The sequence below is a fragment of the Radicibacter daui genome (assembly GCA_030657355.1).
Lineage (GTDB): Bacteria > Pseudomonadota > Alphaproteobacteria > Radicibacterales > Radicibacteraceae > Radicibacter > Radicibacter daui.
On record CP131057.1, the window covers coordinates 465,503 to 485,890 of the forward strand.

The following is a 20,388-nucleotide window of genomic DNA, read 5'->3' on the forward strand; positions in this document are numbered from 1 at the left end:
GGGCGAACCCCGTCAGAACACGAAACGGGAGGAAATGATGACCCTTTGGAGAACTGCCGTTCTGGCAGCCTCCGTGTCTGCCCTTGCAGGCGCGGCACATGGCGAAACGCTGAACATCCAGACATCCTTCAATGCCGGCGACTTCTCGACCCAGTATCTGACGAAGACCTGGCTGCCGAAGATCAAGGAGATGACCGGCGGGCGTATCGAGATCACCCTGCTGCCGAGCGGCGCGGTTGTCCCCTCCAAGGACACGCCCGACGCCGTTGCTTCCGGCGCACTCGATGGCGATTTCACCTCGGTCAATTATTTCTCCGGTCGCGAGCCGGCCTTCGCCATCATGGGCGATCTCATTTCCGGCTATGACACGCCGGAGCAGATGATCGGCTTCTGCCAGGATGGCGGCGGCGAAGCGGTGATGCAGAAGGCGTCCGACGCCATTACCGGCGGTGAAGTGCATGTTGTTGCCTGCGGCCCTTATTCCCGCGAAGCCCTGCCGGCCCGCGTGCCCATCCGCACCTTCGAGGATCTGGCCGGGAAGAAGATTCGTGCGCCCGAAGGTCTGGCCTCGGCCGTCTTCGCCGCAGCCGGGGCCTCTCCGGTCTCTATCCCGTTCTCGGAAGTCTATGGCGCGCTGGAAAAGGGCATCGTCGATGCCGCCGACGCTTCGGCCTATGTGAACAACGATGCGACCGGCCTCAACAATGTCGCACCGTATCCGCTGTTCCCCGGCATCCACTCGATGCCGTCAATGCAGTTCACCATCAGCAATGCCCGCTGGGAGAAGATCTCCCCGGCTGACCAGAAGGCGCTACGCGACTGGTGGTACGAGGCGATGTATGCCATGGCCAAGGAAGTCGCCAAGGAAGATGTGGCGCTTGCAAAACGCGATGAAGCCGGCGGCAAGGTGCATGTCATCGACTGGGCACAGGCCGACCGCGACAAGCTGCGCGTCGTCGCCCGCAAGCAGTGGGAAGCCTTCGCCCAGAAGTCTCCGTTGGCCAAGGAAGCGCTTGATGCCAACCTCGCCTACATGACCAGGATCGGGCTTTTCAAGCAGTAAGGCCTGCCGACTGAACCCGCGCGCCGCCGCCGGATTTTATGCCGGCTGCGGCGCGCCCGGCCCCCGATCTTCCGGAAAAAGCGATGAAACGTCTTCTGTCGCGGTATGCCGACATCATGGACGGGATCAGTGTCTTTATCGGACACGGCTGTTCCGTGCTGTTTTTCGTGTGTATCGCCGTCTCTGCCCTTGAGGTGGTCCTGCGCTACGGCTTCGACCACCCCACCATCTGGTCCACCGAAATCGCGATGACCCTGTGCGCCACCGCCTGGGTGCTCGCCGTCGGTTATGTCACCAAACGTAATCGTCACATCTCCATCACCATGATGGAGCTGCTGGTTGGCCCCAGGGTCTGGCACTATTTCCGGCTGCTGCAGATGCTAATCGCTGCTGGCGCCGTAACGGTGCTGACCCTTGCCCTCTGGGGCCCGGCGGCACGGGCGCTTGCCCGCATCGAATATTCCGGCTCCGCCTTCAACTCGCCCCAGCCCACTTATTTCAAAACCATGATCATCGCCGGTTGCGGTCTCTACCTGCTGCAACTCGTCGCCAACATCATCCGGTGGGCGCAAGGCACCGAACAGGAGGCCGGCGGTGGGCATTGAAATTATCACCCTGCTCATCGTCGCCGGCCTGCTGGCGCTGATGGCTCTGGGCGTCCCGCTCGGCGTCACCACCCTGACGGTTTCGCTGGCAACGGCGCTGCTCTATTTCGGCGAACGGGCCGGCTTCTTCATCGTTGCCGCCAATGTCGGCGAGGTTTTGCACAAGTACGAACTGATCGCCGTGCCATTCTTCGTCTTCATGGCGAATGTGCTCGAGCGCTCCGGCATCGCCAAATCGCTCTTCGATTCAATGGCGATCATGGGGGGACGTTTCCGTGGGTCGGTCGCGGTGCAAACCTGCATCGTCGCCGTCGTGCTGGCGGCCATGTCCGGCATCATGGGCGGCGAGATTGTCATGCTTGGCCTCATTGCCCTGCCGCAGATGCTGCGCCTTGGTTATGACCGCAAGCTTTCCATCGGCATCATCTGCGCTGCCGGCGCCCTGGCCACGCTGATCCCGCCGTCGGTGGTGCTCATTGTCTATGGCCTTGCCGCCCAGGTCTCCATCACCAAGCTCTTTGCTTCTTCGGTGGTGCCCGGGCTGCTGCTGGCAACGCTCTATATCGGCTACATCCTCATCCGCGTTCGCCTGAACCCGGCGATGGCACCGATCTACGACATCCCGGAAACCGGGCTGCCTTTTTTCCAGCGGCTTAAATTCCTGCGCGGCACCATCCTGCCGGGCGTGCTGATCGGCGCGGTGCTGGGTGTCATCTATTCCGGCATCGCCACCGTGACAGAGGCCGCTGCCGTGGGGGCCGTGGGCGCGGTGGGGGTGGCCGCCATCCGGCGCGAGCTCAACTGGCGCATGATGCGCGATGCCATGCGCCAGACGGTGCTGACGGTCGGCTCCATCATCTGGCTGGTGCTCGGCGCCATCTCGCTGATCGGCATCTATAACCGTATCGGCGGCGGAGATTTCCTGCGCGGTCTGCTGACCTCGCTCGACATTCCGCCGATCATGGTGATCGTGGTGATGATGCTGATCGTGATGGTGCTCGGCACCTTCCTTGAATGGATCGCGATCCTCTTCATCACCGTGCCGATCTTCGCGCCTGTGGTTGTCGATCTCGGTTACGACCCGATCTGGTTCGGCGTGCTCTTCGCCATGAACATCCAGATTTATTACCTCTCGCCGCCCTTTGGCCCGGCCTGCTTCTTCCTGAAATCGGTCGCGCCAAAAAGCATCGAGCTGCAGGAGATTTTCGCCGCGGTCATGCCCTTCATCGCCTTGCAGGCGGTGGGCATGTTCCTGGTGCTGTTCTTCCCGCAGATCGCGCTGTGGCTACCCGCAATGTTCCAGTGAGGAGGCGAGGGGATGCCCGATAACGACCCCGATCTGACCCGCGCTGACCTGACCCGGCAGGACGAGGACATGTCCGCGGTCGGGTTTGGCGAGGATGAGACGCTCGACCGTCACGATTTCGGCAACTGGCCGGAAGTGGCCGGCGTGATTTTCACCGCGCTCGTCCTCTGGCTGATGTTTGCATTTACCGGATAATTCCCCATGAACGGCAAAAAACCTGAAGATCTCCGCTCCGCCCGCTGGTTTGCGCCCGATGACCTGCGCAGCTTCGGCCACCGCTCGCGGATGATGCAGCTCGGCTATTCCGAGGAGGATTTCAAGAACAAGCCCGTGATCGGCGTGCTCAACACCTGGTCCGAGCTCAATACCTGCCATTCGCATTTCAAGGAGCGGGTACAGGACGTCAAACGCGGCGTATTGCAGGCCGGAGGCTTTCCGGTCGAGATGCCGTCGCTCTCGGTTGATGAAAGCTTCACCAAGCCGACTTCCATGCTCTACCGCAACCTGCTGGCGATGGAGACGGAAGAGATGATCCGTTCCCACCCGCTGGACGGGGTGGTGCTGATGGGGGGCTGTGACAAGACCACCCCCGGCCTTGTCATGGGTGCCATTTCCGCCGGCGTTCCGATGATTTATCTGCCGGCCGGGCCAATGCTGCGCGGCAACTATGCCGGCAAGATCCTCGGTTCCGGCTCCGATGCCTGGAAATATTGGGACGAACGACGGGCCGGCAATGTCTCCGACGCAGAATGGACCGGCATCCAGGGTGGGATTGCGCGCTCTGCCGGCACCTGCATGACGATGGGCACCGCCTCCACCATGACGGCAATTGCCGATGCGATGGGGCTGACGCTGCCCGGCGCCTCTTCCATCCCCGCCGTAGATGCCGGACACCAGCGCATGGGGGCGGGATGCGGCCGGCGTATCGTGGAGATGGTCTGGGAAGATCTGACGCCGGAAAAAATCATTACCGACGCCGCCTGCCGCAATGCCGCTGTTGTTGCCATGGCAACCGGCTGCTCGACCAACGCTGTGGTGCATCTCATCGCCATGGCGCGCCGCGCGGGGGTGGATCTGACGCTGAACGATCTTGATGCGCTCGGACGGATTACGCCGCTCATCGCCAACGTCCGCCCCGCGGGCAAGGACTATCTGATGGAGGATTTTTATTATGCCGGCGGCCTGCGCGCGCTGATGAAACAGCTGGGTGACCGGCTGGACCTTTCGGCACTGACTGTTACCGGCAAGAGCATGGGGGAAAATCTGGAAGGCGCCGTGGTTTACAACCACGATGTCATCCGTCCGCTCGACAATCCGGTTTACGCGGAAGGCTCGCTCGCCGTTCTGCGCGGTAATCTGTGCCCGGATGGCGCCGTCATCAAACCCGCTGCCTGCGACCCCAAATTCTATGTCCATCAGGGCCCGGCGCTGGTGTTTGACAGCTATCCGGAGATGAAGGCCGCCATCGACGATGAAAATCTCGATGTCGGGCCGGACCATGTGCTGGTGCTGCGCAATGCCGGGCCGCTCGGCGGGCCGGGCTTTCCTGAATGGGGCATGTTGCCGATCCCCAGGGCGCTGATCAAACAGGGCCACCGTGACATGCTGCGCCTCTCCGATGCCCGCATGTCCGGCACTTCTTATGGCGCCTGTATCCTCCATGTGGCGCCGGAAAGTTATGTCGGAGGCCCGCTGGCGTTGCTGCGCACAGGAGACATCGTCCGGCTGAACCTGCCGGAACGGCGCCTCGACATGCTGGTGGATGAAGAGGAGATCGCCCGCCGCCGGGCCGCCTGGGTTCCGCCCAGACCCCGCTTCGAGCGCGGGTACGGCTACATGTTCGCGCGCCACGTGACGCAGGCGGACAAAGGCTGTGACTTTGATTTCCTGCAGTCCGACTTCGGCCGCCCGGCCGGCGAACCCGACATTTTCTGATCCAGGCGGCCGCCACGGCCCCCAATCCCGTAAATGCCCTGAAGGAGGCGAGAGACCATGAGCGACTATGTGCTTTCCGACGCCACGCGCGAAAAGCTGCTGAAAGCTTCCACGGCAACCGTTGCCACCGCGCTCTACAAGCGCGGCCTGCGCAAGCAGTTCATCCAGGGTGTGGTGCCGGTATCCCCCAAGGCGCAGAACATGGTCGGGCAGGCCTTTACCCTGCGCTACATCCCGGCGCGCGAGGATCGCAATCCGATCACCGTGTTCCGCAATGCCGACCACCCCCAGCGTGTCGCCATCGAAACCTGTCCGCCGGGCTGGATCCTGGTGATGGATGCACGCAAGGATGCCGATGCGGCCACGGCCGGCTCCATCCTCGTTACCCGCCTTGCCGTGCGGGGCGGCGGCGGAATTGTCTCCGATGGCGGTTTTCGCGATGTCACCGGCATCGGCGCGCTCGGCATGCCAGCCTATTGCGCCCGCCCTTCGGCACCGACCAACCTTACGCTGCATGAAGCGCTCGACATCAACGTGCCGATTTCCTGCGGTGATGCCCCGGTGTTCCCCGGCGATGTGCTGGTGGGGGATCGGGACGGCGTGATGGTTATCCCGGCCCATCTGGCTGACGAAATCGCCGATGAATGTGTTGCGATGGAAAGCTATGAGGATTTTGTGCTGGAAGAGGTGAAGGCCGGCGCCCCGATCATCGGCCTCTACCCCTGCACGAAGGAAGAAAACCAGCAGAGATATGAGGACTGGCGCACAAGGAACAATCGCTGAGGCCGCGCCACCCTCCTGAAACTGAAGGACCAGACGAATGACCTACAAGCCGCATGGCCGCCACCTGATCGCGGGTGATTGGGTAGACGCCCCTGGGAGCTTTATGTCCGCCCCCGCCCATGGAGAAGCGCATCGCTATTCCAGCGGCACACCCGCGCTGGTCGACAGTGCCGTGCAGGCAGCGGAAGAGGCTTTCTGGTCTTTCGGTTATTCGACGCGCGCGAAGCGGGCCGGGTTTTTAAGGGCCATCGCCGATGAAATAGAGGCGAGGGGAGAGGCCCTGACCGCGATGGGCAGCAGCGAGACCGGCCTTCCGGCCGGACGCCTTGAGGGGGAGCGTGGCCGTACCACCGGCCAGCTCCGGCTTTTTGCCGCCCACATCGAAAAGGGCGACTATCTGGACCACCGGCACGATCCGGCACTACCGGACCGCAGACCGCTGCCGCGCCCCGATCTGCACCTTCTCCAGCGCCCCATCGGCCCGGTCGCCGTTTTTGGCGCTTCCAACTTTCCGCTCGCCTTTTCCACGGCTGGTGGCGATACCGCCTCGGCCTTTGCTGCCGGCTGTCCCGTGGTGGTAAAGGGCCACCCGGCACACCCCGGCACCAGTGAAATCGTCAGCGAAGCGATCCATGCGGCGGTGGTGAAGTGCGGCCTTCACCCCGGCGTTTTCTCCCATATTCATGGCGACAGCCGCGAGGTGGGGCAGGCACTGGTGCAGCATCCGCTCATCCGGGCAGTCGGCTTTACCGGCTCACTGGCCGGCGGCAAGGCCCTGTTCGATCTTTGCGCCAGCCGGCCAGAGCCCATTCCCTTTTTCGGCGAGCTGGGCTCGGTCAATCCGATGTTTCTGCTGCCAGCGGCCACCGCGGCGCGCGGCGCGGCGATCAGTACCGGTTGGGCCGGTTCACTGACACTTGGAGCCGGGCAGTTCTGCACCAATCCGGGTATCGCCATCGTACTGGACGGGCCGGAGGGCCGGATGTTCATCGATGCCGCGACGGAAGCCCTGAAGGCGGCCCCCGGTCAGACCATGCTGACCGACGGCATTGCCAGCGCTTTCCGCACTGGCCGGCAGCGGCTGTCCGCCATCACCGGCGTGCGTGAAGTGCTGAATGTTGCCTGTGAGCAGCGCAATGCCGCGCCGGCGCTTTATGAAGTCAGCGGCAAGAGCTGGCTGGAAAATGAAGCGCTCGGCGAGGAGGTTTTCGGCCCGCTCGGCCTTGTGGTCGTTGCAGCGGATATTGAAGAGATGCTGGCGATTGCCCGCAGCCTCCACGGCCAGCTGACCTGCACCTTGCAGATGGATGCCGGCGACGCCGACATAGCCCGCAAACTGCTGCCCATCCTTGAGCGCAAGGCCGGGCGCATCCTCGCTAACGGTTTTCCGACCGGCGTCGAGGTGTGCGACAGCATGGTGCATGGCGGGCCCTATCCGGCCTCCACCAATTTCGGCGCGACCTCGGTGGGCACGATGGCCATCCGGCGTTTCCTGCGGCCGGTCTGTTATCAGGATTTGCCGGTTGATCTGCTGCCGGCGGATGCACAGTAAGCAGAAAATGGCTGCGCTTGCCGCAGCCACTTTTTTGTCGCTAGTTGGGATTGAAGCGCAGGCTCGCCAGCACCTGCAGCCAGCGGTCGGCGGCAGGCTCGTGCATGCCGACGGCCAGGGAATGCGTCAGATATGTCGTCAGGTTGTGCATGATGTTGCTGTTGAGTTCGCGGGCATTATAGAGGATCGGGTGCATGCGCACCGAGCTGTCCGCAAACTCGAAGACCAGGGAGTTGCCGCCTTCGGCGGTGGCCTTGTAACGCACGCCGATCACGTCGAGCAGCTGCATGATATCCTTGGTGCGTACGTGAAAATTCGCCTTGTTCTGCGAAAGCACGCTGCTCTCGAGGATCTCACCATCGGACTGGTGTGTCCTCACACTGACCACGATATCGAAGACGAGCACCCCACTTCTCCGGCTCAAGGATTATTCGGCAGGAAACCATAACGCCAAAACATCAATCTTTCGAGGGACTTTCCCGTTTGCCGGGAGCGATACCGCAAAGAGCGGCGTTTAATTTTCCCTTTAAGGCCAGGAGAGCAAAGTCGCGGTGCCGGTTGTAACCTCTGCTCCTCAGTCGCCATCGGATAACAGTCCGTCACCATCGCCAAGGTTCCCTGTCCTCTCCCTTGCCAGAAGGTAGTTCTCCTGTTCCCGGGTTTCTATAGCCTTGCTGCTATGCTGCTTCCGGATGAGTGCTATGGCTTGCCGCGCAGAAAGGCCATGGTTCATGGCAAAGCGGGCCGCAACAGTTCCCGTCCGGCCGAGGCCGGCGAGGCAGTGGAGGGCAACGCGACCGCCCGTGGCGAAAATTTTTTCTGCGGCACCCCAGGCTCCATCCAGCGCAATATCGAGCTCTGGCGTCGGAATTGCCATGTCCGGGATCGGCACAAGATGCCAATCGATGCCTCGGTGGCGATATGCCTTTGCGTAAACGGCCGGGCCGAGGGCGAATTCATGAGGCTGCAAACAGGACAGTACAAGCCGGACATTCATAGTCTTCAGCCGGGTCAGGTCTTCCGCCAGAAAAACCTCGGTCGCCAATATTCCACGCCGTGTACGGCGCGTGCCCGGGCAAGACATGAGATAGAGATGTCTGTCAGAGTTAGGGAGCGTAAAGTCGCTGAAACGCAGCGCAGAGAAAGAGCTTGACATAACATGGCGTCCTGAATTCAGGATATACATGTATACAGGCATACCTACACAATCAGGCCTGGTCAATAACCGCAAGAGGACGCCAGATGAAGGCGCAGATCTCCGGGCCCACACTGTCACCGCGCAGGTTGCTGGCAACGCGCAACGCGCGCCGGATAGCCCTTCAGGCGCTGGTGCTATCAGGGCTCGTCCTGCTCGCGTTCTTATTGCTTCGAAACTTGCTGCAAAACCTCCACGCCGCCGGGATGGCCGTCGATTTTTCGTTCCTGCTGAATGAGAGCGGCTTTGACGTCAATGAGAGCCTGATCCCGTACAGCTCCAAAGACACCTATCTGGCTGCGCTGACGGTCGGCCTTTTGAACACGCTCCACCTGACGGTGGTCTGCGTTATTTGTGCCAGCGCTATCGGCCTCGCAATCGAGTGGATAAGGCACAGCGAGATAAAGCTGCTGCGTCTTTATTGCCGGCTCTATATCGACAGCATGCGCAACCTGCCCAAGCTACTCATTCTTCTGGCGATTTACGTCCTCCTGGTCATGGACCTGCCGGTCGCGCGCAATGCCCTGTCCTTTTTTGATGTGGCCTATCTGTCGAACCGGGGCCTTAACCTGCCGGCGCTGACCCTGCACAAACCGCATATCGATGACCCCGCCCTTGCCACCAGCGCGGCGCTTTACAGCGGGGCTGTGCTTTTTTTCTGGTTCCTTTTGCGCCACTGCCTCGTGAGCCGGTTTTTACGGTTGGCCCTGCCTGTCTGCCTTCTGGTGGCCGGCCTTGCCTTCATTACCGGCATGATCCGTGTCGATCTGCCCCGGTTTTCCGGTTTCAACTTCCGGGGTGGCAGCGCCATCTCTCTTCAGTTCTTCAGTCTTGCCGTCGCGCTCAGCCTCTATCACGGCGCCCAGATTGCAGAGGTGGTCCGTGCCGGTTTTAAGGCCGTCCCCAACGGGCAGGATGAAGCCGGGCGAGCCCTGGGGTTGGGACGGTTGCAAATATTCTGGCTGGTCGTGCTGCCGCAAGCCCTGCGGGTTATGATCCCGCCCCTGACCAACCAGTATCTCAATCTGCTGAAGAACACTTCGATCGGGCTTGCCGTCGGTTATTCGGATCTGGTGTCGGTGATGAACACTTCGATCAACCAGACTTTCCGACCGGTCGAACTGATGCTTGTCACCATGTCAGTCTATCTGGTGGTGGGGATACTGGCTTCGGCCTGCCTCAATGTCTTTAATCGCCGCATGCAGTTAAAGGGAGGACAGGGATGACGCAGCTGGAGTGCTTGCCAACGCGCATGCCCCGCCAGTTCGGCCAGTGGTGGGCGGGCCTGCGGCAGCAATATTTCCCGACCCGTGGTGCCACGCTCATCAATCTTCTGCTGGGCGTGCTGTCGCTGGCCGGCCTTGGCGCCGCACTGGATTGGGGTATTTTTTCTGCGGCTTGGCTGCCGGGTGGCCCCGAGATCTGTGCGGCCCATAGCGGAGCCTGCTGGGCGTTTCTGTGGGAAAAGTGGCAGGTAATATTGCTGGGTGCTTTCCCCAGAAACGCCATGTGGCGCCCGCTTCTGGGGGTTGGTGTGGTGGTGATCGTTCTCGTCACGCTGGCGCGGTTACGCTGGCCAGCACGAACCAGCATTGTAATGCTGGCGGTTGCCTTTGCCGGCCTTTTTGCCTTGCTGGACGGACGGCCGCTGGGGCTGGAGCAGGTGGAAATGGTCAGATGGCATGGCATTGCCGTGGTGACATTTCTGGGCGTGTTCAGCCTGTTTGCCGCCTTTCCTGTCGGTATCCTGCTGGCATTGATGCGCGTCGACGGGCCACCACTCTTGTCCTGGCTGGCAACAGGCTATGTCGAGGTCGTGCGGGCGGTGCCACTGGTCACCGTCCTCTTCTTCGGTGTTTTTGTTTTGCCGCTGCTGCTGCCGCCCAGCCTCAAATACCCGCCACTACTGGTCACATTGCTGGCGCTCATCCTGTTTAACGCTGCCTATTTCGCGGAAGACATCCGGGGCGGCCTGCAGGCGGTACCGCGCGGACAATATCAGGCCGCAGAGTCTCTGGGCCTCGGGTATCTGGCACGCATCCGCTGCATTATCCTGCCCCAGGCCATATCTGTTGCCATCCCGGCCCTGACCAACACCATCATCGGGGCGTTCAAGGACACCTCGCTCGTCGCGATGGTTGGCATCTTCGACCTGCTGGCGACGACACGCATGGCGTTTAGCGATCCGGTCTGGCAGCGGCAGGCCCCCGAGGGCCTGGTGATTGTCGGGTTGCTCTATCTGGGGGCGTGCTGGGCTATCGCCCGCCATAGCCGCACCATGGAGCGGCACGTCGCGGGCTGGCTTGGCAACGGGCGATAATTTCGCACTGCAATAGATTTGTGGTGAAACTTATAATGTATACCTGTATACATCTAACACCCAGCAGGGGAGTATCCAGCTTAGAGGGGAAGTCTGAATGCGTAACTGTCTGTCCAGATTGGCCGTCGCTACGGCCCTTGTGATTACTGCAGCGGCAGCATCATCCGCATCTGCCGGTGAAGTGATGGACCATATTCGCTCCAATGGCAAAATCGTCTGCCTCGTGAACAGCAACTCACCGGGCTTTTCGGTGCCCGGCAGCGACGGTGTCTATAGCGGTTTCAATCCGGATTTCTGCCGCATGGCAGCCGCTGCCATTTTTGGCGATGCGGCCAAGGCAGACATACGCGGCATCGGCTTCTCCGACAGCATGAAGACGATCGTCGCCGGCGATGCCGATATGGCCTCCCGCAGCATCACCAGGACCGGCCCTCGTGACGCAGATCCGGGCATGGCCTTCGTGGTCACCACCTTCTATGACGGCCAGGGCTTCATGGTACCGAAGTCACTGGGCGTGACCCGCGCCGGGCAACTCGACGGTGCCACCATCTGCGCCGAGGAAGGCTCGACCTCGCTGCTCAACATTGCCGATTGGTTCACCGACAAGAAGCTGAGCTACAAGGTGGAAAACATCGCGGACAAGACTGCTCGCCTGCAGGCCTTTTTCGGCGGCAAGTGCGATGTTATGTCGAGCGACTTCTCGGCGCTGGCGGCGGATCGCCTGCTGGCAAAAAATCCGGCGGATTTCATGATCCTGCCGGATATCATCTCTTCTGAACCGCTGACCCTGGTCGCCCGGCCGGACCAGGAGCTGGAAGAGACATTGTTCTGGTCCTTCCAGGTGATGCTGGCGGCCGAGCAGTACGGTGTTACTTCCAGGAACATCAACGAAGTCGTCACCGATCTCGACAAGCAGCCCAAGGCTGTGCAGCGCCTGTTCGGCCGGGATTCCGCAATGGGCGACATGGCGACCAAGATCGGCATCAACCAGGACTGGGCGATCCAGATCATCCGTCAGGTTGGCAATTACGGCGAAGTGTTTGAACGCTCGATCGGTGCGGACACCCCGCTCGGCATCATCCGCAAGGATACGCCAAACCGTCTGTGGAAAGATGGTGGCCTGCTTTATCCCTACCCGATCCAGTAAGACTGGTTCGCATCGAAGCAACAATGCCATAAACTGGGGGCACGGACTTGAGCGCGGGTTTCCGCGCTCGCTTTTTTGAAGGGGGGCAACCCTGCCGGATCTATCGGTACTGTGTGATCTGTCGGGGCAAGGCGGGGTTTTGGCCTTTGGGCCCTGTCCCGGGCTTGTGGTCCAGCAAAGCGGTGCCCTGTCCCTTTCTGATCTGCAACTGGCAGATACGGTGCGTCAACTGCGTGCACTTCGTGTCCGCAGGGCCATCGTGCATATGGAAACGGAAGAGCTTCAGGATGTCGATTACACCGATATCTCGGACGCTCTGGAGAACGGTGGCATTGCCGTGACGCATTGCCCGATACCGGACTTTTCAGTGCCTGACGCCGCCTTGCAGGTGGCACTGGAGCCGATCTGGGACGAACTTGCGGTCCGGATCGGGCAAGGGGAGGGGGTTTTTCTTCATTGTCTGGCCGGCGACGGGCGCAGCGCCTTGATGGCTGGCTGCCTGCTGGTCCGTCTCGGAATGAGCGGGCAGGAGGCACTGATCAAAATCCGCGCTGCCCGGCCCGCCGCCATCGAAACCGAACAGCAACTTGCCTATCTGCTCGCTCAGCCGGCAGGCACAAGTAGCAGTTCACCATAGCGCCTGACCATTCTTGCCCGTGACGTAAAGACAGCACTCATGTCCAAAGAGCCGGCAAGCTGCTCCATTTCAGCCAGATCATCCCGCAGCAATGTCGCCGCACCCTGCGGATCGCGGCGAATGCCCTCCACAAAAGGCGGCGCTGTCCGGTAAAAGAGTATGTCGTCGGTGTGCTGAAGCAGGTCATCGCCGATCAGCCCGTTGCAGAAGACGTGCAGGTCCCGGATCATCGACCAGATCTTGTCAGCACCGGGCTGATCCCCAAGGCGCCGCCCCCGCATGATCAGGGCGTCGACCCGGTCCATGTCAGGCGCCGCAATAACAACCTTGAGGTCAGCCACGATTGCCAGAACCCGGCAACGGATCTCCAGATATTTGTCGACATCCTTGTCCCCCAGCCTCGCAACGATAGTTCCGACACCGGGACGCACCGTCGCCATTTTTTCATAGGCCAGCCGTTGCAGCACCTGGCGAATGGGCGTCCTGCTGACCTCGAACTCCAGGCCGAGCGCACCTTCGTGCAGAACTTCACCACTCCCGTAGGAGCCGACGCAAATCCGGTCCCGGATTGTTTCGTAGATGACGTCTACCCTGGTTTTTTCTTGCATTATATTTTCCTATCAACGACTTGCCCGGTTTCCTGCCCTGTCTTTGCAAAATGATCTTGCCATTGATGTGTACAGGTGCACAATAACAGCAAGCAGGTTCAGGAAACATCCTCAGTCTTCCCCGGCCCAAACGGTCAGACGTTAACCGTCGGGCAAACAGGAAACCTGAGGGCACTTTCCAGCCTTCCGGCGCCTTTGGAGAGCAGACTTTAGCATGACATCTCCGAGTTGGGGTCATGCGAGCGATGGGCGATATTTTGCCTGGGAGCACCAAGCCTTCCGGGTCGTTTTTTTGTCATCAAAATTACAAAAAAACCCTTATTTTTTAATGTGTTGACTCACTTTTTCTCCAGACTTATTAACATTTAGTTAACCATTAGCGGCACGATAGTTCCGTGCCAAATCTCACTTTTAGAGAAGGGGAGATGCTGGCGATGTCGACCACGACGGATCCGCTGCTCGACCCGGCCAGGGGCGAAAAGCTCATCAAGGCCGCAAAAGATAATCCGGTCCTGTTTGCCTTCGGAGCGGGCGCTTCAGCGGATACCAGCGTATTGGCGGTCGACAAGACAAAGCCAGCCAAGGCGCTTTGGGATCTCTGCAAGAAAGCTGCGAACACCCGTAAGGGTGCCTTCGGGACAATTCTGTTCCAGAACGGCACTGCTGTGGTGCAGTGCGAACAGAACACCACCACCCAGCTTGCCCGGGCGATGCTCGCCTATTTCAAGGCCAACAAGATATCCTTGAAGGTGGAGGAACTGGCAGGCGATGCGCCTGAGGCCACCGAGGACGCGGCCGACGAAGAGGATGCTGAAGCCAGCAGCTCGCGGCCCGCGGCGAGCAAGGCAGAAAAAGAAGGGGAAGGGGAAGGGGACGAAGACATCCCCGAGGGCAAGTGCTTTGACCCCGAGATCATAATCGCGCTGATCCGGCGGGCAAGAAAGGTTGCCCGGCCCTTTGCCTTCGGCATTACGCCCGAGCGGCAGAACATCCTTGCCATGCATCCGAGGCTGGACGGCGACAAGCTGGCAAGAAAACTGCGCCAGGAAGGCGCGCGCAAGGGTGTGTGGGGCACCGTTCAGCTCGATGGAGCAGTCGCCGTCTTTGCTTGCGAAAAAGAGCCGTTCGCCGGGGTGAAGAAGGGGTTGAGGCGCTGGTTCAAGGATCAGGGCCTTGCCATCAAGTTCCGGCTTCTGGGCCCTGAAGGCGATTTCGAAGACCCGGAAGATGATGAGATTGCAGCCGAGGCATCCTCTGCCGCCGCCACATCGTCTGACGCCGCGCCGGCCAACCCGGATATCGAGCGCATGCGTGCCCAGCTGGCCAATGCAAAAGCTCGGCTGGATGCAGCGCAGGAGCAGGATCCGGACCGCGCTGACGACATCCGGCGCGAGAGAGCCAGATTTGAAGCTGCCGCCGCAGCCGGAGACGTCGCCGGCGCACGGGACGCGCTTCAGGCGTTGGCGGCATTGTCCCGGCTTTCAGCAGAGAGCGCCGATAATCCGCCGCGTGGCAGCTTCGTTGCGTTACAGAAAAGCAGGCTCGACTGGGATGCTCTGCGCAAGAACATCCAGACACAGCTGCAATCTCTGGAGAAATCCATCTTTGACGCTGTCCGTGCCCACAATGCCGACCCCGCGGCCGAGGATATTTTCGAGGAAGAAGAGGTCACCCTGGGTGTCGGCCAGCTTTACCGCATCCTGGACGGCCTTGATACGCGCCTCATCGACAAGCTGGACGAAGCCCTGAACAGCGAAGGCGATCAGCGCCGGGCGCGACATGCCGAAGCCGCGCGGATCGTTGAGGAATACCAGAGCTTTGTCGATAGCGATCCGCTGATTGGCGAGATCGACGAGAACGGCTTTTTGCCGACATCCATCCGCGGTGACGCCCTGAGCGCCCTGGGGGCATTAGCCCGCCAGCTCTGATCCACCGCCTGTTTGCACATTTCCGTCAGGATCGTCCGATGCCGCTGCTCACAACCGCCCAAAGATACATGCTGATCAACCGGCTACAGGTTCAGGCAAAGCCTAAAGGATTTGCCAACAAGTTTGCCAAGATGTTCGAGAGCCAGAAAACACGCGATGCCGCCGTGGGAAAGCGTGTTCGTGAGCTTGATGACGCCTACAATCGGGCCGAGGCGGCATGTCAGGCCTTGAGGGCCAGTCATGCGGGAACCCACGCCGCCTTGTGCGACAAGTTTGACGCGCTTCTTGGCGCCATAAAAACAAGAGTTCAGGGCAATCTTGCCAATATAAATCTTGCCGGCCTGGAAGCCGAAATGGCTGCCCTTGGCAATCTGCAAAATGCCGCCGGTCTCGCAGACGCCAATCCTGGCCATGCCGCGACATTGCAGACCGATTGCGATGCTCTATTTGCATCGCTCCGGCTCGAATTGGATAATCTGGCTGGGCATCCGCAGACTCATCACATCGACGCCATTCTTGAAACCCACGAGAAATCCTACGCCAAGGCACAGGATTTCTACGGCAAAGGTGATTTCCAAGAGGCAAGGCGGATATTAGGGCAGGTCAATGCAGCGCATCCACAAGCAAAAATTTATGCAGACAATTACGCTACAGTCGTACCTTCACTCACAGAAGCCAGCATAAGAGTAGCAGCATATCGGAAGTGTATGGGAGACAAACAGACATATAGTCTCTTTGCGCAACGCCTCAAACTTGCGAAGATAGACGCATCTCAACCTGGGGGAAATTACACTCAAGCCACAACAGAGTTTGATAATATTTCAATTGATATCAATGCTGAAATGCTCAATGAATTATGCACACTCAATACTGGTAAATTAGATAAACTCATAGAAGAAGTAAATTTAATAAATATAAATTTAACATACAAACAAATACATATCACAGAGTTAACTAATATAAAAAATGATATCACCCTTAATTTAAATAACAAGAAAACAAAAGAATCTGTACTAAACTGCATGCATTTTTTTAGCCGCTATAGTGCAGCCCTGCATGCCTGCGAACGTCGTGAGGAGTACGAAAAGTACCGGCAGCCTATCGCTGACGCAGTGCAGGCCATTCAGGGTTCTGCCCATTTAACGCCGGTACAAACCCAGATCCTCACCGATCTGAACGCTATAGATATTCAAGCCGACAACGCGACGATAACGCTCGAAGACGCAAGGGAACTGCTGTCCGCCCTGAACGAGCGGTGCCGCGACGCAGAGAAACTTTCCGTCAAGATCACCGATTACCGCGCCTTACGGATCCCAGTAGACCAGCGCCTGGCGGCACTCAGACTTCAACCTGAGGCGAACGGACTCCTTGCGCAGGGAATCGCCGCAATCGACGCCCGTATGCCCGCCGTGCCGGCCAACACCGCAACCGCTGCAGCATCCCCCCTTCCCGCAGTTTGGGCTGGATGGGTAAAGCAACTTGATTGGATCAGCGGTGAGATTGATAAATTCCAACGGCTCGCAGCACCCTTTCAGGCTATCGACGGTGCCGCGATATCTCCCCAGAATCTGGGCGTTTCCGATGAAATCTGGCGATCATCCCAGTTGTTGCGTGCGCAGATTACGGCGGCCCTTGATCTGCGGCGCCAGATAGAAACCCGGCAAAGAGGAAATCAGCCGGTTCCGATGGAAAATGATCTGACCGCCGCCGGGCAACTTGTTAATGGCGCCACTAATACGGCGGACCGGGCGCGAGGCGCGGCTGATGAAGCGGCCCAGATAACCGTGGCTTCAAACAGCCTGAACGGCTGCGGCAATACGCTGAAAACAATATGGACCACGCTGGTCGAATATGACGCCATCGTCGCGCGCCACGACAGGTTGGATGAACAACTGACAGCTCTGGAACAGAGCCCCGAATATCTGGGCCGCATTGCAATGGCCGTTGCAAATACGCGACAAGGTCTCCACGATGCCCTTTCTTTCCCGGGAACCCAGACAGCGCAAAGTGCGCAGCAACTGCTTGATACTGCGCAAGCAGAAATCACCCGGGCAACGGAACTGCGTGGAAGCCGTCAGCAGTTCAACGCGCTTTATGCAGACATACGCGCAAAAGTCGCAAAACTTCAAAACGCGCCGGCTCAGCACACAACTGATCTGCAGGCGGCAGTGACACTGGCCGATCAACTGGATTTTGTCGCCGCCAATGGGCAGCTTGAGGCGTTGAGAACCAAAATCATGGCCGGCTCGCTTGGCGAGCTTGCAGGTGCCAACCCCGATCGCAAGAAATTCATGTCCGCCGTCAAAGCCCTGCTGAAGCAGCCGGATGGCGACAAAGCACTGGATGCCATCATTGAGGCTGCTCCCCCGAGTTTCTCGGCCAAACTTCTCAAGGAAGTGGCCGCTGAACGTTTCGGGATTCAATTCACCGTAGACAAACTGAAGGGCAGGACTCGCTCCGAGAGATCGGCGGAAGACAGGCAGCAGAAGATCTCGGGTTTGCTCCTTTACAACATGCTGGCCAAGGTTCCTGGAGATGTTCTGGACAACCTGAGCCTGACCAAGGTAACAGCCGCAGGGCCTGAAGCGCCTGGTATGGAAGAAGCCTATTACAGCCCCCTAGACAAGGAGGCCGTCATGCTCGCCCGACCTGGAGCCGTGCGTGTTCTGTTCCCCGCGGCCGAGCTTGATCAAACCCGCATAGAAGCCGGCTGTGAGCCTGACAATACGGACGACGTCGACTTTTTCGATTTTGCAACGCTGCACGAAGTTGGTCACGCCGTGGATGACCAGCTTGCCTTTATGGACCGGCACCTGAACGACAACGCGTTTGGCGGCTGGATGACACATCGCGATATCGGGCCGATTGCGATCGCTGTTGCCGGAAAGTATGGATACAACACGACCCCCGCCCAATTGGACTATGTCCGGGAGCTCTTGCTGGGAGGCGAACCAACGCCTCCCACACCTCCAGCTGGCAGCGAGGCCGCCTGGGAAGGTGCCGTCCAGAGGATCAACGCCTGGCGCACGATTACCAGCCACGGACAGGCTTTGTGGGATCGGGACGACTTCAGCCGGACGTCCGCTATCGGCGGAAGAGTCTATCATGAAGCCTATGAAAATATGTGGGTTAGCTACAACGCCGATGCCCGTAACCGCGGCATCACGGGTTATCAGTTCCGCGCGCCAGGCGAATGGTTTGCCGAGCTATATGCCGCCTACCATTCCGGCAAGCTCAAACTGGCGCACCCGGCATCGGCCTGGCTGAGCACTCTTTAAAAACGGCGGGGAAAATTCATCATGTCTCTATTCAGGACCGTCGAAGTCTCCTGCCCGGTTTGCGAGGCTACTCAATCCTTCGATATGGTTTTCAGCGTCTTCGCTGACCGGCGACCAGACCTTCGGACCGCAATCCTCGACCGCACCTTCCAGATACAGAAATGCGGGTCATGCAACGCCGAATTCCGAATTGAGCCGGAATTCACCTATGTGCATCTGAAGGGGCATCAATGGATCGCTGCCTTCCCGGCCGACGGTCTGGCGCGATGGGCGAGCATCGAGACCCGCAGCCAGAACACATTTGACCGCTCCTATGGCAAGAGTGCCCCGAAAGCGGCGCAGAATGTGGGGCAGGGGCTCAGCGTGCGCGTCACCTTCGGCTGGGAGGCCCTGCGCGAAAAGCTGGTCGCGGCCGATGCCGGCATTGACGATGTGACGCTGGAACTGGCGAAAATTGCCCTGCTTCGTGGAGCGCCAGCGCTGCAGGCAGACGAGGATATGGAGCTGCGCCTGCTGGCGATAGAGGCCGGCGAAGAGGGCGAGTTGCTGCAGATCGCCAATCTGCGCTTCGGGGACAAAATGCCGGTTGAGGTGCTGTCAGTGCCGCGCACGCTGATCAACGAGATCGAGGCGGACACCGAAGGCTGGAAGGAACTGCGGGAAGAAGTCAGCGCCGGCGCCTTTGTCGACATGGCGCGGATGACCATCGAGCCAGCTGGCCCCGGAGAGGTGACCGGCTGAGGGAGGCGATGGGACTGGCATCTTCCCGTGATGGCCCTTTCGGAAGAGCCTACAGGTTCTCCCGGAAAAGCACCTCGGTCCTGATCCTGTCCTGCGCCGCCAGCGGCTCCCGGAAATCGACGCGCGCCCGCATGATGCGGATGGCGCTGCGCACCGCATGCCCCGGATCCTGCGCGATGACGGCATCGACACGCCCGTCGCGCAGCGCTTCTTCGCTGAAGGGCGTGCGCTCATGCACAACAACCGTGAGCGTGCCCAGATCGGCAACCGCCGAAACCGCGGCAAGGGGAAGGCGCGCCTCGGAACTCAGTACATAGACGGCAGCAATATCCGCGTGGTTTTCCAGCACGCGGGAAATGATCTGCGCCCCACGGCGCTCATTGGCATGGGTTTCAATGGAGGGCAGGGGCTGCAGGCCCGGGAAGGCATCATTGATGACGGTATCGAAACCATGACGGCGCTGGATGCTGTCCAGGGACTGCATGGTTTCGGCAATCACCATCACCTTGCCGGTGGTCTGGCCGACAAATTTTCCGATGATCTTTCCGGCCGTCGCCCCCGCGGCAAAATTATCCATGCCGACAAAATCCGCGGCGGGCAGTTTTTCCTGCCCCGACAGGAACTGGACGACCCTGATCCCCTTTTCCATGAGGCGCGCCAGCGCATCGCGCACCTGCGGCGATTCCGGCGCCATCACGGCCACGCCATCCAGCTCGTCCGGGTCGATCTCCGACAGGTAATGCGCAATCCCGTGCGCATCCTCGGTCTGAAGCTGCACATGATCGATATCGGTCAGGTCGCTCTTCAGCGCCGTGCCTAGCTCCTCAACGCGCCGCAGCAGTTCCTGCAGGTAAAGATCGCCGCCGGTCGGCAGAATGAACCGGAAGCGGTAGCTCTTCTTGCGGGCGAGGCTGACGGCCGCCGGATTGCGGACAAACCCGATCCGCTCGATGGCGGCATTGACCTTGCCGACGGCTGTTTTGCTGACATTCGGGCGGCCATTGAGGACACGATCGACGGTCGCAAGGCTTAGTCCGGCTGCTTCCGCAAGGTCTCTTGCTGTTGGCCGCATAAGGGCTCCTGAGGACAATTTTCGCGGATAGATTTCCCGCAAAATGCCCGTCAGCGCAAGAATTGAGGTGCGCACCTCGGAATCTGCTTGCACTGAGGTGCGCACCTCAGTTATCACCAGAGCACTCGACATTGTTCACTCACCGCACTCGGGAGTCCGTCGACCCATCAAGCAAAACCGTTCCCGCAACAATGCCGCTGCCCACCCGGTAGACAGGC

18 protein-coding genes are annotated in these 20,388 nt (G+C 59.9%); 14 read left to right on the forward strand and 4 right to left on the reverse strand.

Annotated features, from left to right (window positions below; all coding sequences use genetic code 11):
- Positions 1–37: 37 nt before the first annotated feature.
- From dctP to QTL98_RS21955, 7 genes are all read left to right on the forward strand, one after another.
- Positions 38–1,063: a TRAP transporter substrate-binding protein DctP gene (dctP, locus tag QTL98_RS21925; RefSeq protein WP_445682277.1), complete on the forward strand. Its 1,026-nt coding sequence runs from the start codon at positions 38–40 to the stop codon at positions 1,061–1,063.
- 83 nt (positions 1,064–1,146) lie between these two features.
- Positions 1,147–1,668, forward strand: a complete 522-nt coding sequence (locus QTL98_RS21930; protein ID WP_445682278.1) for a TRAP transporter small permease subunit — start codon at positions 1,147–1,149, stop codon at positions 1,666–1,668.
- On the forward strand, positions 1,658–2,974 hold the full coding sequence (locus QTL98_RS21935) for a TRAP transporter large permease (RefSeq protein ID WP_445682279.1): 1,317 nt from the start codon (positions 1,658–1,660) through the stop codon (positions 2,972–2,974). Before QTL98_RS21930 ends, QTL98_RS21935 begins: the two co-directional genes overlap by 11 nt.
- A 12-nt stretch (positions 2,975–2,986) precedes the next feature.
- On the forward strand, positions 2,987–3,169 hold the full coding sequence (locus QTL98_RS21940; RefSeq protein WP_445682280.1) for a hypothetical protein: 183 nt from the start codon (positions 2,987–2,989) through the stop codon (positions 3,167–3,169).
- 6 nt (positions 3,170–3,175) lie between these two features.
- Positions 3,176–4,909: an L-arabinonate dehydratase gene (gene araD, locus QTL98_RS21945; protein WP_445682281.1), complete on the forward strand. Its 1,734-nt coding sequence runs from the start codon at positions 3,176–3,178 to the stop codon at positions 4,907–4,909.
- A 57-nt stretch (positions 4,910–4,966) separates the two neighbouring features.
- Positions 4,967–5,692 (forward strand): ribonuclease activity regulator RraA, encoded by a 726-nt coding sequence (locus QTL98_RS21950; RefSeq protein ID WP_445682282.1) that lies wholly within the window; start codon positions 4,967–4,969, stop codon positions 5,690–5,692.
- Between the two features lie 37 nt (positions 5,693–5,729).
- Positions 5,730–7,244, forward strand: coding sequence for an aldehyde dehydrogenase (NADP(+)) (locus tag QTL98_RS21955; RefSeq protein WP_445682283.1), 1,515 nt, complete (start codon positions 5,730–5,732; stop codon positions 7,242–7,244).
- A gap of 40 nt (positions 7,245–7,284) precedes the next feature.
- Here the strand turns inward: QTL98_RS21955 and QTL98_RS21960 are convergent, their stop codons facing one another.
- Both QTL98_RS21960 and QTL98_RS21965 read right to left on the reverse strand, forming a co-directional pair.
- Positions 7,285–7,650 (reverse strand): hypothetical protein, encoded by a 366-nt coding sequence (locus QTL98_RS21960; RefSeq protein ID WP_445682284.1) that lies wholly within the window; start codon positions 7,648–7,650, stop codon positions 7,285–7,287.
- Between the two features lie 168 nt (positions 7,651–7,818).
- Positions 7,819–8,289 carry a phosphatase domain-containing putative toxin gene (locus QTL98_RS21965; protein WP_445682285.1) on the reverse strand — a complete coding sequence of 157 codons (471 nt, stop codon included), beginning with the start codon at positions 8,287–8,289 and terminating at the stop codon, positions 7,819–7,821.
- A gap of 356 nt (positions 8,290–8,645) precedes the next feature.
- On the opposite strand from QTL98_RS21965, the gene QTL98_RS21970 reads away from it, so the two are divergent.
- The 4 genes from QTL98_RS21970 to QTL98_RS21985 all read left to right on the forward strand — a co-directional run bounded on the left by QTL98_RS21970 (position 8,646) and on the right by QTL98_RS21985 (position 12,543).
- On the forward strand, positions 8,646–9,665 hold the full coding sequence (locus QTL98_RS21970) for an ABC transporter permease subunit (RefSeq protein ID WP_445682286.1): 1,020 nt from the start codon (positions 8,646–8,648) through the stop codon (positions 9,663–9,665).
- Entirely contained in the window at positions 9,662–10,759 is a 1,098-nt protein-coding gene (locus tag QTL98_RS21975) for an amino acid ABC transporter permease (protein ID WP_445682287.1), read from the forward strand. Before QTL98_RS21970 ends, QTL98_RS21975 begins: the two co-directional genes overlap by 4 nt.
- 97 nt (positions 10,760–10,856) lie before the next feature.
- Positions 10,857–11,906 (forward strand): transporter substrate-binding domain-containing protein, encoded by a 1,050-nt coding sequence (locus QTL98_RS21980; protein ID WP_445682288.1) that lies wholly within the window; start codon positions 10,857–10,859, stop codon positions 11,904–11,906.
- A gap of 220 nt (positions 11,907–12,126) precedes the next feature.
- On the forward strand, positions 12,127–12,543 hold the full coding sequence (locus QTL98_RS21985; protein WP_445682908.1) for a phosphatase domain-containing putative toxin: 417 nt from the start codon (positions 12,127–12,129) through the stop codon (positions 12,541–12,543).
- On the opposite strand, the gene QTL98_RS21990 is transcribed toward QTL98_RS21985, so the two are convergent.
- Positions 12,510–13,151, reverse strand: coding sequence for a GntR family transcriptional regulator (locus QTL98_RS21990; protein ID WP_445682289.1), 642 nt, complete (start codon positions 13,149–13,151; stop codon positions 12,510–12,512). The genes QTL98_RS21985 and QTL98_RS21990 overlap by 34 nt on opposite strands.
- A 554-nt stretch (positions 13,152–13,705) precedes the next feature.
- Here QTL98_RS21990 and QTL98_RS21995 point away from each other — a divergent pair.
- From QTL98_RS21995 to QTL98_RS22005, 3 genes are read left to right on the forward strand one after another with little or no spacing between them, the layout of a single operon-like run.
- On the forward strand, positions 13,706–15,079 hold the full coding sequence (locus QTL98_RS21995) for a hypothetical protein (protein ID WP_445682290.1): 1,374 nt from the start codon (positions 13,706–13,708) through the stop codon (positions 15,077–15,079).
- 38 nt (positions 15,080–15,117) lie between these two features.
- Positions 15,118–18,357, forward strand: coding sequence for a hypothetical protein (locus QTL98_RS22000; protein WP_445682291.1), 3,240 nt, complete (start codon positions 15,118–15,120; stop codon positions 18,355–18,357).
- Between the two features lie 21 nt (positions 18,358–18,378).
- Positions 18,379–19,098, forward strand: a complete 720-nt coding sequence (locus QTL98_RS22005; RefSeq protein ID WP_445682292.1) for a CpXC domain-containing protein — start codon at positions 18,379–18,381, stop codon at positions 19,096–19,098.
- 49 nt (positions 19,099–19,147) lie between these two features.
- Here QTL98_RS22005 and QTL98_RS22010 read toward each other — a convergent pair whose 3' ends face one another.
- Positions 19,148–20,170, reverse strand: coding sequence for a LacI family DNA-binding transcriptional regulator (locus QTL98_RS22010; protein ID WP_445682293.1), 1,023 nt, complete (start codon positions 20,168–20,170; stop codon positions 19,148–19,150).
- Between the last annotated feature and the right edge of the window lie 218 nt (positions 20,171–20,388).